Annotated in this window: 14 protein-coding genes and 1 pseudogene; 7 read left to right on the top strand and 8 right to left on the bottom strand. The window is 70.9% G+C overall.

Annotated elements, in window-relative coordinates:
- Window positions 1-2: 2 nt before the first annotated feature.
- On the top strand, window positions 3-1,256 hold the full coding sequence (locus tag K3888_RS16485) for an MFS transporter (protein WP_230931371.1): 1,254 nt from the start codon (window positions 3-5) through the stop codon (window positions 1,254-1,256).
- A complete protein-coding gene (locus K3888_RS16480) occupies window positions 1,253-2,449 on the top strand; it encodes a CaiB/BaiF CoA transferase family protein (protein WP_230931370.1) in 1,197 nt (398 codons plus the stop codon). The genes K3888_RS16485 and K3888_RS16480 overlap by 4 nt, the downstream gene beginning before the upstream one ends.
- 9 nt (window positions 2,450-2,458) lie before the next feature.
- Here the strand turns inward: K3888_RS16480 and ehuA are convergent, their stop codons facing one another.
- From ehuA to K3888_RS16450, 6 genes are all read right to left on the bottom strand, one after another.
- Window positions 2,459-3,220 carry an ectoine/hydroxyectoine ABC transporter ATP-binding protein EhuA gene (ehuA, locus tag K3888_RS16475; protein ID WP_230931369.1) on the bottom strand — a complete coding sequence of 254 codons (762 nt, stop codon included), beginning with the start codon at window positions 3,218-3,220 and terminating at the stop codon, window positions 2,459-2,461.
- Between the two features lie 67 nt (window positions 3,221-3,287).
- Window positions 3,288-3,932, bottom strand: coding sequence for an ectoine/hydroxyectoine ABC transporter permease subunit EhuD (gene ehuD / locus K3888_RS16470; protein WP_230931368.1), 645 nt, complete (start codon window positions 3,930-3,932; stop codon window positions 3,288-3,290).
- Window positions 3,929-4,660 (bottom strand): ectoine/hydroxyectoine ABC transporter permease subunit EhuC, encoded by a 732-nt coding sequence (gene ehuC / locus K3888_RS16465; protein WP_230931367.1) that lies wholly within the window; start codon window positions 4,658-4,660, stop codon window positions 3,929-3,931. Before ehuC ends, ehuD begins: the two co-directional genes overlap by 4 nt.
- 30 nt (window positions 4,661-4,690) lie before the next feature.
- The gene (gene ehuB / locus K3888_RS16460) at window positions 4,691-5,542 is read right to left on the bottom strand and encodes an ectoine/hydroxyectoine ABC transporter substrate-binding protein EhuB (RefSeq protein ID WP_230931405.1); all 852 of its coding nucleotides are present in this window, start codon (window positions 5,540-5,542) and stop codon (window positions 4,691-4,693) included.
- Window positions 5,543-5,808: 266 nt separating this feature from the next.
- On the bottom strand, window positions 5,809-6,492 hold the full coding sequence (locus K3888_RS16455) for a GntR family transcriptional regulator (RefSeq protein WP_230931366.1): 684 nt from the start codon (window positions 6,490-6,492) through the stop codon (window positions 5,809-5,811).
- The gene (locus K3888_RS16450) at window positions 6,489-7,970 is read right to left on the bottom strand and encodes an amidase (RefSeq protein WP_230931365.1); all 1,482 of its coding nucleotides are present in this window, start codon (window positions 7,968-7,970) and stop codon (window positions 6,489-6,491) included. The genes K3888_RS16455 and K3888_RS16450 overlap by 4 nt, the downstream gene beginning before the upstream one ends.
- A gap of 78 nt (window positions 7,971-8,048) precedes the next feature.
- Here K3888_RS16450 and otsB point away from each other — a divergent pair, with 78 nt between their 5' ends.
- The 5 genes and pseudogenes from otsB (at window position 8,049) to K3888_RS16425 (ending at window position 12,943) form a co-directional block, all read left to right on the top strand.
- The gene (gene otsB, locus K3888_RS16445; RefSeq protein WP_230931364.1) at window positions 8,049-8,852 is read left to right on the top strand and encodes a trehalose-phosphatase; all 804 of its coding nucleotides are present in this window, start codon (window positions 8,049-8,051) and stop codon (window positions 8,850-8,852) included.
- A gap of 108 nt (window positions 8,853-8,960) precedes the next feature.
- Window positions 8,961-10,013, top strand: a complete 1,053-nt coding sequence (locus tag K3888_RS16440; protein WP_230931363.1) for a metal ABC transporter solute-binding protein, Zn/Mn family — start codon at window positions 8,961-8,963, stop codon at window positions 10,011-10,013.
- A gap of 94 nt (window positions 10,014-10,107) precedes the next feature.
- Window positions 10,108-10,878, top strand: a pseudogene (locus K3888_RS16435) (metal ABC transporter ATP-binding protein); the annotation flags it as partial.
- Window positions 10,878-11,726, top strand: a complete 849-nt coding sequence (locus K3888_RS16430) for a metal ABC transporter permease (protein ID WP_230931362.1) — start codon at window positions 10,878-10,880, stop codon at window positions 11,724-11,726. The pseudogene K3888_RS16435 and the gene K3888_RS16430, both read left to right, overlap by 1 nt.
- 203 nt (window positions 11,727-11,929) lie before the next feature.
- Window positions 11,930-12,943, top strand: coding sequence for an aminoglycoside phosphotransferase family protein (locus tag K3888_RS16425; RefSeq protein ID WP_230931361.1), 1,014 nt, complete (start codon window positions 11,930-11,932; stop codon window positions 12,941-12,943).
- A 57-nt stretch (window positions 12,944-13,000) separates the two neighbouring features.
- Here the strand turns inward: K3888_RS16425 and K3888_RS16420 are convergent, their stop codons facing one another.
- Window positions 13,001-13,192 (bottom strand): hypothetical protein, encoded by a 192-nt coding sequence (locus tag K3888_RS16420; RefSeq protein ID WP_230931360.1) that lies wholly within the window; start codon window positions 13,190-13,192, stop codon window positions 13,001-13,003.
- 73 nt (window positions 13,193-13,265) lie between these two features.
- Window positions 13,266-14,160, bottom strand: an 895-nt coding sequence (gene rlmB, locus K3888_RS16415; protein ID WP_230931359.1) for a 23S rRNA (guanosine(2251)-2'-O)-methyltransferase RlmB, incomplete at its 5' end; no start/stop codon positions are given.

Below are 14,160 nucleotides of genomic sequence, written 5' to 3'. Positions count from 1 at the left end.
CCGTGACCGCTCCGCTCGCCCGACTGTTCGTCGCCGTCGTGCTGGTCAACGGCGCGTACGACGCCGTGCGGGTGGCGGTCTCGTACCGGGTACTCGCGCTCGGCGGCGACGCCGCCCAGGTGGGGCTGGTCGCCGCCACGTTCGCGGCGCTGCCGATGCTCGTCGCCCTGCAGTTCGGGCGGCTCGTCGACCGGCGCGGCAGCTGGGGCGTCCTCGCCGTCGGTACCGCGGTGTCCGCGTCAGCGGTCGCCCTGACCGCGGTGGCGCCCTCCATCCCCGTCCTGGCCGCCGCCAACGCGATGGTCGGCCTGGGTCAGGTCATGACGCTCATCGCCGCCCAGGGATTCGTCATGGAACTCACCACCCGCGACCGGCACGTGAACGGCTTCGCGATGTTCACGCTCGCCGTCTCGGTCGGCCAGGCGGTGGGCACGCCGGTCATGGGCGTCCTGCTCCAGGCCGGACGCGCCGGTGAGCACGTGGACACCGGCCCGGCGCTGTGGGTGATGGCGACGGCGATCGTCATCTCGCTGCCGTTCGCGCTCGCCCTGCCCCGGTCGACGCCCCCCGCGCGAAGCGCGGGTCAGCCCCGTGCGGAGTCGATGACCGCGCTCCTGCGCCGGAAGGGCATGCCGCCGTCGATCTTCGCCGCGCTCATCGTGGTGACGGGCTTCGACCTCATCACCGCGTATATGCCCGTGCTGGGCGAGTCCGTGGGGCTGACACCGCTCGTGGTGACCCTGCTCGTCGCGACGCGCTCGGTGTTCTCCATGATCTCCCGCGCGGCCACACCGTGGGCGCTGCGGCGGTGGTCCCAGCGCGCGATCCTCATCGCCTCCCCCGTCGTGACCACCCCGGCGGTGGTCGTACTCGGCCTCGCCGGCGGCGCCGCGACGATGTTCGCCTGCCTCGCCGTGATCGGGTTTTTCTGGGGCATGAACCAGCCCGTGACCATGAACTGGGTGACCGCGGCCGCGCCGCCCGGGGAGCGCGCCGCAGCGCTGTCGCTGCGACTGACCGGCAACCGGGCCGCCCAGGTCCTCGTCCCCCTCGGCGCCGGCGCGATCGCCGGGATCGCCGGCCCGGGCAGCGTCTTCCTCCTCTCCGGCGCGCTCACCGCCGCCTCGGCGGCCACCACGAGCGTCTCGCTCCGCCGGCATCCCTTCGACGAGCTCGGCAGCGTCGGCGCCCTGCCGACCCGCCACGCGCCCGACCCCCGCGACCAGACCACACCGAACACCAGGAGTGACAGATGACCGACACCACCGATCGCACCGGCGCACTCACCGACCTGCGGGTCGTCGACCTCTCCCGCGTCCTGGCCGGGCCGCTCTGCGGGCAGATGCTCGCCGACCACGGCGCGGACGTGATCAAAGTCGAACCTCCCGCCGGCGACGACACCCGGTGGTGGGGCCCGCCGTTCGTCAAACCGGGCCACAGCGCCTATTTCGACGGGCTCAACCGCAACAAGCGCAACATCAGCGTGGACCTGCGCACCGACGAGGGGCAGGCCCTCCTTCGCCGACTGCTGGCCGAGGCGGACGTGGTGATCGAGAACTTCAAGGCCGGCACCCTCGACCGATGGGGCCTATCCGACGAGGTGCTCGCCGTGGAGTTCCCGCGGCTCATCCACTGCCGGATCACCGGGTACGGCGTCGACGGTCCGCTCGGCGGCGCGCCCGGATACGATGCCGTCCTCCAGGCACTGTCCGGCCTGATGAGCATCAACGGTGAGGCCGACGGTCCCGAGATGCGCGTCGGCATCCCCCTGGTCGACATCATCACCAGCCTCAACGCGATGGCAGGGATCCTCATGGCCGTGCACGCCCGGGAGACGACCGGCCGGGGCCAGTTGGTCGACCTCGCACTGCTCGACAACGCCGTATCGATTCTCCACCCGCACGCCGGCAAGTGGTTCGCCACGGGCGAGACCCCGCCGCGCACCGGCGTGGCACACCCGACGATCTGCCCGTACGAGACGTTCCAGTGCGCGGACGGCCCGTTCTTCATCGGCGTGGGAAACGACTCGCAGTTCCGGTCTCTCACCTCCGCGCTCGGCGTCGGCCAGCTCGCCGAGGACCCGCGCTACGTCACCAATGCCGAGCGGCTCGCCCATTCGGCGGAGCTGCGCGAGACGCTCGGCGCGATCGTCGGCGAGTGGGGCCGCGCGGAGCTGTCGGATCTGTGTCGCTCAGCCGGGGTGCCGGCGGGGGCGGTCAACACGGTCGGGGAAGCGATGTCGCTGCCCCAGGTCCTCCACCGCGAAATGGTGGTCGAGCGGGACGGGTACCGCAGCGTGGGCATCCCGGTGAAGCTCGAGCACACCCCGGGCGCCGTCCGCTTCGGCCCGCGCGACCGCGGCGCGGACACCGCCGAGGTGCTCTCCGAGCTCGGGATCACCGAGGAGCAGGCAGAGGGACTACGGGCAGCCGGCGTCCTGCCCGCCTGACGCCCCCGGTCAGCGGTCGAGGACGGCCTTGAGGAACGTCCGCGTCCGCTCTTTCTGCGGGTTGGTGAAGATTGCCTCGGGCGTGCCCTCCTCGACGATCTTGCCCTTGTCGAACACGAGAACCCGGTCGGCCACGTCGCGGGCGAATCCCATCTCGTGGGTGACCAGCAGCATGGTGATGTCAGTGGTCTCGGCGATCGTCCTCAGCACACCGAGGACGTCGGCGACGAGCTCGGGGTCGAGGGCGGATGTCACCTCGTCGAGCAGCAGGATGTCCGGGTCCATGGCCAGCGCGCGAGCGATCGCGACCCGCTGCTGCTGACCGCCCGAGAGCGTGGTGGGGTGGGCGTTCTCCTTGTCCGACAGCCCGACCGTGGCCAGGAGCTCGCGGGCCCGGTCCACGGCCTCGGCCTTGGAGCGATTAAGGACATGGATCTGGGCCTCGGTGATGTTCTCCATCACCGTCATGTTGGGGAACAGGTTGAACTGCTGGAACACCATCCCGATCTTCGACCGGACCTGCCGGAGGTGCTTCTGGGACGCCTTGACCAGTTTGTCGCCCTTGCGCTGGTGGGTCAGGGGCTGGCCCTCCACCCAGATCACGCCGTCGTTGACCTCCTCGAGCGTCATGAGCAGACGCAGGATGGTGGTCTTACCCGAGCCGCTGGGGCCGATCAGGGCCACACGCTCGCCCCGTCGCACGGTGAAGTCCAGGTGGTCCAGTACGACGTTGCTGCCGAACTGCTTGAGCACCTTGTCGAACACCACCATGTGCGAGCCGTCATCGCCCGCCCCCGGTGGGTCCGCCGGCCGGGCGGGTCCGGTCGGGGGGTTTCCGTCAGTAGACAAGGGTCTTCTCCAGTCTCCGGATCAGGATCGACGTCGGGTAGCTCGCGAGCAGGAAGATCACGCCGGCGATCGTGATCGGCTCGAGGTATTGGAAGTTCCGGGCGCCGTACTGCTGCGCGGCCGTGACCATCTCGACCACGGTGATCGCGAAGAGGAACGGGGTGTCCTTGAACAGCGAGATCGCGTAGTTGCCGAGCGCGGGCACGGTGTTCCGGATGGCCTGCGGCAGCACCACCGCGCGCCAGGTCCGTCCCGGGGGCAGCGACAGCGCTCGCGCGGCCTCCCACTGCCCGCGGGGCACCGCGTCGATGCCGGCCCGGTACACCTCGGCCATGTAGGTGGCGTAGTGGATGCCGAGCACGGTGATACCGATCTGCAGCGCGGAGAACTGTGGCAGCAGGAAGTAGGCGAACAGCAGCTGCACCACCAGGGGCGTCAGCCGGATGAACTCGGTGACCATCCGCAGCGGCACCGTCACGACCTTCGGGCCGGAGCGCCGTAGCACCGCGACCACCAGGCCGAGGATCGCGGCGATGACGAAACCCGCCACCGTGGCCAGCAGGGTGATCTTGAAGCCCTCCAGCAGGAACGGGATGCTCTCGACCGCGCGTTCCCAACTCCAGTTCACGCTCATCGGTCCACCCCCACCGCGTCGTCGACGCGTTCGGGCCGCAGACTCAGCAGCCCCCGCAGCGTCGGTCCGGTCCCGAGACGGGCCTTGGCGAGGAATTCGAGCAGGTTCATGAAGAGAGTCAGTACGTAGGCGATCACGAAGTACAGGATCAGGCCGATTCCGAACGCGAAGAGGGTGTCGCCCGTGGTCTTGCGCAGTTCACCGATCTGGAAGGTCAGGTCGTGCAGCAGGATGAAGCTGGCCAGCGCGCTGCCCTTGAGGAGTTGGATCAGCAGGTTGTTCAGCGGCGGGATCATCTGCACCCAGGCCTGCGGGAACGTCACCTTGTACAGCCGCTGCCACGTCGAGAGGTTGAGCGCGATCGCGGCCTCGGTCTGCGCGGCCGGCACGGCCGCCAGCGCTCCGCGGACGACCTCGGCGGCATACGCGCCGTAGTTCAGGCCCAGTGCCAGGATCCCGCAGAACAGCGGGTCGAGTTCGTACCCGAGCAGGGGCAACACGAAGAACAGCCAGAAGAGCTGCACGAGCAGGGAGGTTCCGCGGAAGAACTCAATGATCGTGCGGGCGATCCCGCGCAGCACGATGAGTCGCGACCCCGCGGCGACGCCGAGCACCAGCGCCATGACGAACGCCAGCGCCGCCCCACCCAGGGTCAGGTAGATGGTGATGAGAATGCCTTCCTGGAATCCGGGCCAGGAATCCAGGAAGGCGTCGAGGTTACGGTCCACTGCCGCTCACCTCGGTTCTCGGAATCGGGATCACGCCCCTGCGCAGAGGTCCGCGGTCGTCAGCTCCGGATCCGGGAGCTCCTCGGCCGTGAACCCGTACTCGCCCACGATCTCCAGGTACTTCTCGGGGTCCGAGGTGATCTTGGCGAGCTCCTCGTTGTACGCGTCGAGCAGCTCCTGGTCGTCGGTGCGGAACACCGTGCCACCCGCGCCGACCTGCGGCACGCCGTCGATCTCGGCGACGAACGACTCGGTCACCTCGACCGGGGCGTCGGGGTTGTTGTTGGCCATCCAGTTCAGCGAGATGGCGGTCAGCGCGAACACGTCCGCGCGGCCGGAGGTGACGGCGTCCATGCCGTCCTGCGGGGTGGCGACCTGCGTGTTGTCGATACCCATCTGGGCGGCGTAGTCGGACTCGATCGCGCCGGTCATGGTGCTCAGGCGAGCGCCGCTGTCGAGCACGGACTGCAGGTCCGTCAGCCCCATCGGGTTGCCCTCGGGCACCATCAGCGCGGTCGTGTAGTTGAACTCGGGCTCGGAGAACGCGGCCTGCTCACAGCGCTCGGGCAGGATCGACATGCCCGCGCTCACCACGTCGAAGCGGTTGGCCTGCAGGCCGGGAATGAGGGCGCCGAAGTCCGCGTTCTGGCCCTCGACGGTGTCGATCCCCAGGTTGCCGAAGATCTCGCGGTGCAGCGCCACGGTGGCACCGGTCAGCTCGCCGTTCTCCTCGAAGGAGTACGGGGCCTCCCCGGCGAAGCCGACCGTCACCGAGCCCTTGTCCTGCAGTTGCTCGAGGAGACTGCCGTCCTCATCCGTCGAGGTGGAGGTGCAGCCGGACAGCGCCATGACGGCCGCCGCGGTCGCGGCGATCGCGCCCATCGCACGGGTTCGTGCGGGATTTCTCAACACCGAGGGTGCCATTGTCTTGCCAGCCTTCCGGTCGCGATCGCACCGCGGGCCCTCCCGCGGTCCGACCTTCACGTCTCACCGGAACGTGGGCTCACGCCCGATGCTCTCTTAGCTGTTTCCGAACTTATCACGGGTCACTTGTGGCTCCCGACACAACCGCAATCCGCAACCGCCTCAACCTCACCATCTCCGACCTTCGGCTGACCCGGCGACCTGACCCGGCCGGCTCGCCTGGGTCAGGTCGCCGGACCGGCCGCCCGGACCCGGGCGAGCCCGTCCTGCATGTGCTCCACCAGCAGCGACGTGGCACGCGCGGCGTCCCCAACCCTGACCGCGTCCGCGATCGCGCGATGCTCCGACAACCGGGACTCGGCGTCCGAGTAGGTGGCGCTCATGGCGTGCAGGCACATGCTCGTCTCCACCAGCACCGTCTCGTGGACCCGGGACAATCGCGGGCTGCGCGCCGCCTCGACCAACGCGTGATGGAAGTCGAGATCGGCAGCCACCATCGCGGCCGAGCGGGGCTCCGACGCCAGTGCCGCCATCGCGTCCACGGCGGAGTCCAGCTCGTCAGCGGTCCGGGAACCCGCCCCCGATTCGAGGACCCGCTGAAGCGCTGCCGTCTCGATGGTCGTGCGGAGCAGGTACATGTCGGCCACGGCCTCGGGGGTGAGCTCGGCGACGAACAGCCCGCGGTTGCGATGTGAGACCAGCAGCCCCTCCTGGGTGAGCCGCTGCATCGCCTCCCGCAGCGGCCCCCGGCTCACCCCGAGGGTGCGCGCCAGCGCGGCCTCCCCCAGCTGGTCACCGGGGGCGAAGGTGCCGTCGGAGATCGCTCGGCGCAGGGCCCGCGCGATGATCGCGGGCGTCGACTCCTGCACCACCGGGTCGAGCCCGGCGAGATGATCCGGCTCGGTCATGCCGTGGCGCTCCCCGGTAGCGCCGTCGCATCGGCGTGGACGGGCGGTGCCGGGACCACCTGACCGAGCGCGGCCTCGAGCGCCGCCCCGGCGCGGATCACGAGCAGGTCCTCGAACCGGGCCCCGATCAGCTGCACCCCGACCGGCAGCCCGGAATCGGTGAGCCCGCACGGCACGGACAGCGCCGGCTGCTGGGTCATGTTGAAGGGGTACGTGTAGGGCGTCCACGAGGTCCAGTCGGGGCTGTGCCAGTCCGGCGGGACGTCCGAGCCCGCGGCGAACGCGGGAATCGGCGTGGTGGGCGTGACCAGTAGGTCGTAGTTCTGGTGGAAGTCCGCCATCCGGGCGCCCAGCGCCATCCGGATCGCGACCGCGTCGAGGTAGTCGGCGGCCGAGAACTCGTGGTAGCGGCCGAGCGCCTCCCGCATCGACGGGTCCACTCGCTCGATCGCCCCCGGGCCGTGGGGCGCGAGCACCGCCTCGAGCCCGGCGAACCACAGGACGTGGAACGCGTCGACGGGGTCGGTTATCTCGGGATCCACCGTGTCGACGCGCGCGCCGAGCGCCTCGAGCACGCCCACGGCCCGCGCGACCTCACGCTCGACGTCGTCGTCGTTCCTCCCGAATCCCAGGGTCGCACTGTAGGCGACGCGCAGCCCCTCGAGCGACCGGTCGCCGCGGGCGCCGTCGGTGGCGGCGGCGAGGTATCCACCGGCGGTGGGCGTGGTGGCTCGGGCGGGCACCGCGGACCAGTCGCGTGGATCGGGGCGCAGGAGCGCGTCCATGAACGCGGCAGTGTCCGCGACGGTGCGCGTCATCGGCCCGGCGTGGGCCAGCGTGCCGAACGGGCTCGACGGGAACATGGGGATGACGCCGTAGGTGGGCTTGAGGGCGACGATGCCGCAGAACGCGGCCGGGATCCGCACCGATCCGCCGCCGTCGGTGCCGAGCGCGAGCTGCCCGAGCCCCGCGGCGACCGCGGCCGACGCGCCGCCGCTCGAGCCGCCCGGGGTGAGCGCCGGGTCGTAGGGGTTGCGGGTGATGCCGGTCAGGGTGTTGTCGGTGACGCCCTTCCACGCGAACTCGGGCGTGGTGGTCTTGCCGATCACCACGCAGCCGGCCTCGTGGGTCGCGGCGGTGACGGGGGCGTCGTCGGGCCAGGAGGCCGGGTCGTACGCGCCGGGCTTGTCGGCCAGTAGGTGGGAGCCGCGCAGCGTCGGCACTCCACGGGTGTAGAAGATGTCCTTGATGGTGGTGGGGACGCCGTCGATGGGGCCGATCGCCGCGCCGTCGCGGTAGCGCCGCTCGGCCGCCCGTGCCTGCCGGAGCGTCTCCTCGGGGCCGGTGTGGCAGATCGCGTTCAGCCGGCCGTCGACCCGCTCGATCGCGGCCAGCGCGTCACGCGCCGCGTCGACGGGCGACAGCTCGCCGCGTCGGAACCGCTCGGCGAGCTGCAGTGCGGTGAGAGACGCGGTCATCAGGCCACCTTTCGTCGGATTGTCGACAATCGTACAGTCGACCCGCGCCACGTCAAGGACATCTTCTACGCTGGAGCCATGAGCGCCGCCGACCACACCGCCTCCACCTCAGAGCCCACCGGGCCGGACCTCACCCCGGCCCTGGCCGAGGCACTGCGCCGCGCCGCCGCCGCATCCGCCCTCGTCGTGGCGTGCGACTACGACGGCACCCTCGCTCCCTTCGCCGACGAGCCCATGAGCGCCTTCGCCGCCCCCGGCGCGCTCGAGGCCCTCGCGCGACTCGCTGAACTGCCCGGCACGACTGTCGCCCTCCTGTCGGGCCGCAACCGCGCCGCGCTGGCCCAGGTGAGCGGCGCGGGCACCCCGGTGGTGCTGGTGGGCAGCCACGGTTCGGAGTGGGAGGGTGGGTTCGACGCCCCACTCGACGACGACGACAACGCCCTCCTGGCCCGCATCCACGCCGAACTCACGGAGATCGCCTCCGACGCACCCGGGGCGCACGTCGAATCCAAGCCGACCGCCGCCGTGTTGCACGTCCGGCCGGTCGAGGATCCGGCCGCACGCGAGCGGGCGACGGCCCGGGCGATGGCCGGGCCCGCGGCCGCCGGCGGGGTGTTCGTGACCGAGGGCAAGAACGTCGTGGAAATCGCGGTCCGCGAGGCGAGCAAGGGTGCGGCCCTCGAGCGGCTCACCGATCAGGCCGACGCCGACGTGACGATCTTCATCGGCGACGACGTCACCGACGAGCGCGGCTTCGCGCGACTGCGCCCGCAGGACGTGGGGATCAAGGTCGGTCCGGGCGAGACCGCGGCCGGCCACCGCGTGGAGGACATCCCCGCCGTCGTGCGCCTGCTGGGAACCCTGGCCGACCTCCGCGGCTGAGCAAATGCGGCGAACACCCCCGGGGTTGTCGCCCCGCGCAGGCGCGGTCGTACACTTACCGACAACGGTTCCCATTACCGTTCGCCTTCACCCCGAGGAGTGGTGCCCGTGTCGACCTCCCGCCCGGCCTCCCGCCAGCCCCGCCGCGCCGGCCTGTCCCGGACTCTGGCCGTGCTCGCCACCGCCCTCCTCGGCGCCGGCGCGCTGACCGCCTGCGGCGGCGCCTCGGGCACCGGGCCCGCCGACGGCGACGGCCCGTCCGTGGTGGCGTCGACGACCGTCTACGCGGACATCGCCCGGCAGGTCGCCGGCGGCAACGCGGAGGTCGAGTCCGTGATCTCCGACCCCGCGGCCGATCCCCACTCCTACGAGGCCGGCCCCGCCGACGCCGCCCGGGTCGCCACCGCCGATCTCGTGGTCTACAACGGCGGCGGCTACGACTCGTTCGTGGACCTCGCCCTGGCCAACGCCGGGGATGTGCCGGTGGTGCGGGCCGTCGACGAGTACTCCCGGGTCACCGGCGAGGCCGCGCCGGAGCACTCCCACGACCACGGTGACGACGCGGGTCACGAAGATCACACCGGTCACGACCACGGCCACTCGCACGATTCGGAGACCAACGAGCACGTCTGGTTCAGCCTGCCCACCACGGCCGCCGTGGCCGAGCGGGTCGCCGAGCAGCTCTCGGAACTCGATCCCGAGCACGCCGAGGAGTACCGGGCCAACGCCCGGGACTTCGGCGAGGAGCTGAGCCCGCTCCGTGCGCAGCTCGACGAGATCCACGAGCGCGGGCACTTCCCCTACGCCCAGACCGAGCGTATCGGCGCGCATCTGTTCGACTACGCACACATGGTCGACCTGACGCCGCGCGGGTTCCTCTCCTCCGTCGAGGACGATACGGACCCGGCGGCCGCCGACCTCGCCGCCCTGATCGACCTCCTCCACAAGCGGGAGGTCGCGTTCCTGGCGTTCAACTCGCAGACCGAGACGGCCGTCACCGCCCGGGTGCGTGACGCCGCGGTGGAGGCCGGTGTCGTCGTCGTCGACCTGACCGAGACCCTCCCCGACGGCACGGACTATCTCACCTGGATGCGCGACATCGTCGCCGAGCTGACCCGCGCCCTCTCCGACGCCACACCGGAGGGCGACGGTGGGCACTGACCACGAGCGCGGCATCCCCGGGCCCGGCCCGGTGGTCTCGCTCGACGGCGTGACCATCTCGCGCGGCGGCCGGACCCTGATCCGCGACCTCGACCTGCAGATCCAGCCCGGCGAGTTCGTGGCCGTGCTCGGACCCAACGGCGCCGGCAAGTCCACCCTGCTCAAGGTGCTGCTCGGCGAGCTCTCCCCCGACGCCGGCCGTGTCGTCGTGGACGGCCGGGCGCCCGGCGACCGCGGCACCCACCTCGGCTACGTGCCGCAGCAGCGCGCGTTCGACCCCGGCATCACCCTGCGCGGCCGCGACCTGGTCAGCCTGGGGATCGACGGCACCCGCTGGGGTCCCGGATGGCCCGGCCGGCGAGGTGAGAAGCGGCGGATCGTCGAGGACTCGCTGGCCCGGCTCGAGGCCGGAAAGCTCGCCGACAAGCCGCTCGGCCGGATGTCCGGCGGCGAGCAGCAGCGCGTGCGCGTGGCCCAGGCCATCGCGTGCGACCCGTGCGTCATGCTGTGCGACGAGCCGCTTCTCAGCCTCGACCTCACCGGCCAGCGCACCGTCGCCTCCGTGCTCGATCACCGGCGTCGCGACGACGACACCGCGATCGTCTTCGTGACCCACGAGATCAACCCGGTGCTGCCGATGGTCGACCGCGTGCTCTACATCGTCGACGGCCGGCACCGCATCGGCACGCCCGACGAGGTGTTCACCTCCGAGGTCATGTCCGACCTGTACTCCTCGCCCGTCGAGGTGCTGCGGGTGCGCGGGCAGATCGTCGTGGTGGGCGACACGCAGCACCTGGTGGCCGAGCCCTGGTCGACCGGGCACCACCATCATGACGACGACGACCACGGACACGGAGCGCACTGATGGACCGCTTGCTCGAGATCTTCGGGTCCATCGCCGACACCGAGGTCACCGCCTACCTGCTGCAGCAGGATTTCGTCCTGCTCGGCCTGGCCGCCATCGCGCTGCTCGGATTGCTCGCCGGGGCGATCGGGCCGTTCATCGTGATGCGACAGATGTCGTTCTCCGTGCACGGTGCCAGCGAGTTGGCGTTGACCGGTGCCGCCGCCGCGCTGCTGTTCGGCCTCAACCTGGGATTCGGCGCGATCGTGGGATCGGTGATCGCCGCCCTGATGTTCGGGCTCATGGGATCGCGGGCCTCCCAGCGCGACTCGTCGATCGGCGTGGTGCTGGCGTTCGGACTGGGCCTGGCGGTGCTGTTCATCCACCTCTACCCCGGCCGGTCCGGAACCGCCTTCGCCCTGCTCACCGGGCAGATCGTGGGGGTGTCCGAGAACGGCCTGCTGCAGATGGCGATCGTCGCGGCGATCATCTGCGCCGCGCTCGTGGCCCTGTACCGGCCACTCGTGTTCTCCTCCGCCGACCCCGAGGTCGCCGAGGCTCGCGGCGTGCCGGTGCGGGCGATCAACATGGTCTTCGCCGTGCTCGTGGGACTCGCCGCCGCGCAGGCCGTGCAGGTCGTGGGTGCGCTGCTGGTGCTCTCGCTGCTCATCACCCCGGCCGCCGCCGCAGCTGCTGTCACCTCCAGCCCGGCCAAGGCGATCGGGCTGACGATCCTGTTCGCCGAGATCGCGGCGGTCGGCGGGATGCTGCTCTCGCTGGCGCCCGGCGTGCCGGTCTCCGTCTTCGTCACCACGATCTCGTTCGTGATCTACCTGGCCTGCCGGGTCGTGGCAGCCCTGCGTCGCTGACGCCCCCGGCCCCGCCGCGCCCGCCGCACAGAGCTCCACAGCGCTCCACAGCGCCGCCGCTTATCGTCGCGAAGAGCCTTTCGCCCACATCGCCCGAGAGGCACTGCGCGAAACCCTCTTCGCGACGCCGGGTCGGGCCAGGTCAGCCCGCCATGCCGCGAGGAAGCACGGCGTCCGCGCTTGTCGCTACTAACGTCTGGGAGATGATGGACACCGCCTCCGAGCCCGAGCCCGACGCTGGCGCCGGACCCGACGCCGACGACGCCGTGGCCGGGGTTGAAGCCGGGGCAGAACTCCACGCGATCCGCACGGCCTACCCGTCGCTGCGCTGGGAGTCGGTCAGTCGCACCGACGAGGGCTGGGACCACGTGGTGATCATCTGCCGCGGCTGCTCCGGCGAGGACGCCCTCGGATACGCCGATCTGGTGTTCCGCTTCCCCTCCGACGAGCAGGCGCTCGCGCAGCTGCCCACCGAGATCGCGGTGCTCGAGCACCTGGCGCCCCGGATCGAGGCCGCGCTCCCCCGCTACACGCATGTGTCTGCGAGCGCGCAGCCAGACAAGCGTCTTGTCCCATTCGCCGGCTACCCGATGATCCACGGAGAACGCCTCACCCCGGACCTATTGCACAGCCTGCCCGTCACCGAGCAGACGATCATCGCGACACAGCTGGGTTCTCTGCTGTCTGCGCTGCACGTCCAGGACACCTCGGCGCCGCCGATGGATCTGGTCGCGCCGTCGTACCAGCCCGAGAACCTCGACTTTGTCCGTGGGATCGTGGAGAACAACATGCCCGACGTGCTCGCACCGGACGAGATGCGCACGGCCCGCGAGATCTGCGACGAGGTGGCCGCGCTGCAGTCCACCCTGCTGCCCCGGGTATTCGTGCACTACGACATCTACCAACGTCACCTGTACTGGGACGCGGGCGCCGCCCCGGCCGGACGGCTGGGCCTGATCGACTTCACCGACATGTGCATCGGCGACCCGGCCATCGACTTCGCGGAACTGTACGAATACGGCCCGCGCTTCGTGGAGGACGTCCTCGCTCGTTATGTCGGCCGTATCGACCCCGACTTTCTCGACCGGGCGTGGACCTACCAGCGGCTGGCCGGGCTCTACATGCTCGCGGGCCACATGTACTACGGCGAGGAGACGTGGGAGTACGCGCGATCGACCTTCGATCGCTGCCGCTCACCCCGCCGCCCGCGGGCATGACCGTCGGCCCCCACGGGTAGCGCGTCAGGTCTCGCGCGGGCATCCGCGGCGGGTGGATCAGGGTGCCGGGAAGAGCCACTCAAGCGGGATCCCCAGCGCCTGCGCGCCCGCCTGTACGAGGCTCCACGGGGCCGCCGCAGATCCAACGATCAGCGAGCCCAGGCTGATCCCCCCGCCTTCCGTGCCGGGGAACTGGTTGGCGATACCACCGGCGATCTCCATCGAGCCGTTGTACAGCGAACCGAGCATGTCTATCTCCCTAAATCAGAGGTCACAAGCGAAGTGCACCAAGCAATGTACCCGCCTGGCCGGACAGCCGGCGTCAGCCCTTGACGCGCCGCTGACGCGCGAACTCCGACAGCACCACGCCCGCGGCGACGGAGGCGTTGAGGCTCTCCACCTTCGAGGCGATCGGGACCGACAGGATCGAGTCGCAGTTCTCGCGTACCAGCCGGGACAGGCCCTTGCCCTCGGATCCCACCACGATGACCGTGGGGCCGGTGCCGTCGTAGTCGTCCAACGACACGTCGCCACCGGCGTCGAGGCCGACGAGCTGGGCACCGGACTTGGCCCAGTCCAGCAGCGTGCGGTTGAGGTTGGTGGCGCGGGCGACGGGCAAGCGGGCCGCGGCGCCTGCCGAGGTCCGCCACGCCACTGCGGTGATGGAGGCGCTGCGACGCTCCGGGATCAGGACGCCGTGGCCGCCGAAGGCCGCGACCGAGCGGATGACGGCGCCGAGGTTCCGCGTGTCCGTGATGTTGTCGAGCGCCACCAGTAGCGCCGGCTGCGACGAGTGCATAGCGCTCTGGATGAGGTCGTCCGGGTCCGCGTACTCGTACGGCGGGACCTGCAGCCCGATCCCCTGGTGCATGCCGTTGGACGTCATGCGGTCCAGATCGACGCGCGGCACTTCCAGGATCGAGATCCCGTTGTCGGCGGCGAAACGCACGGCCTCGGTGAGTCGCTCGTCGTTGTCGGCGCCCACCGCCACGAACAGCGCGGTCGCCGGGACCCCGGCCCGCAGGCACTCCACGACCGGGTTGCGGCCCACCACGAGCTCGGGCCCGTCCGCCTTCTTCTGGGCGTACTGGCGGCGCTGCTGCGCACCTTGCGCCTTGCGGTCCGCCGACTTCGCCTTGCGGTGGGCCGCGTGATAGGTCCGGTCCTCCGCCTTGGGGGTGGCGCCACGCGCCTCCAGTCCACGACGACGCTGGCCG

Origin of the sequence: Dietzia aurantiaca (assembly GCF_021033825.1) — a bacterium.
GTDB lineage: Bacteria > Actinomycetota > Actinomycetes > Mycobacteriales > Mycobacteriaceae > Dietzia > Dietzia aurantiaca.
Note: the sequence above shows the minus strand (reverse complement) of the source record. Positions and strands in the feature narration are given on the sequence as shown.

Excerpts from the sequence above, each read along its gene's own strand:
- K3888_RS16480 (WP_230931370.1), top strand. The coding sequence starts at position 1,253 with ATGACCGACACCACCGATCGCACCGGCGCACTCACCGACCTGCGGGTC.
- ehuA (WP_230931369.1), bottom strand. The coding sequence starts at position 3,220 with ATGGTGGTGTTCGACAAGGTGCTCAAGCAGTTCGGCAGCAACGTCGTA.
- ehuD (WP_230931368.1), bottom strand. The coding sequence starts at position 3,932 with ATGAGCGTGAACTGGAGTTGGGAACGCGCGGTCGAGAGCATCCCGTTC.
- ehuB (WP_230931405.1), bottom strand. The coding sequence starts at position 5,542 with ATGGGCGCGATCGCCGCGACCGCGGCGGCCGTCATGGCGCTGTCCGGC.
- K3888_RS16455 (WP_230931366.1), bottom strand. The coding sequence starts at position 6,492 with ATGACCGAGCCGGATCATCTCGCCGGGCTCGACCCGGTGGTGCAGGAG.
- K3888_RS16450 (WP_230931365.1), bottom strand. The coding sequence starts at position 7,970 with ATGACCGCGTCTCTCACCGCACTGCAGCTCGCCGAGCGGTTCCGACGC.
- otsB (WP_230931364.1), top strand. The coding sequence starts at position 8,049 with ATGAGCGCCGCCGACCACACCGCCTCCACCTCAGAGCCCACCGGGCCG.
- K3888_RS16430 (WP_230931362.1), top strand. The coding sequence starts at position 10,878 with ATGGACCGCTTGCTCGAGATCTTCGGGTCCATCGCCGACACCGAGGTC.
- K3888_RS16425 (WP_230931361.1), top strand. The coding sequence starts at position 11,930 with ATGATGGACACCGCCTCCGAGCCCGAGCCCGACGCTGGCGCCGGACCC.
- K3888_RS16420 (WP_230931360.1), bottom strand. The coding sequence starts at position 13,192 with ATGCTCGGTTCGCTGTACAACGGCTCGATGGAGATCGCCGGTGGTATC.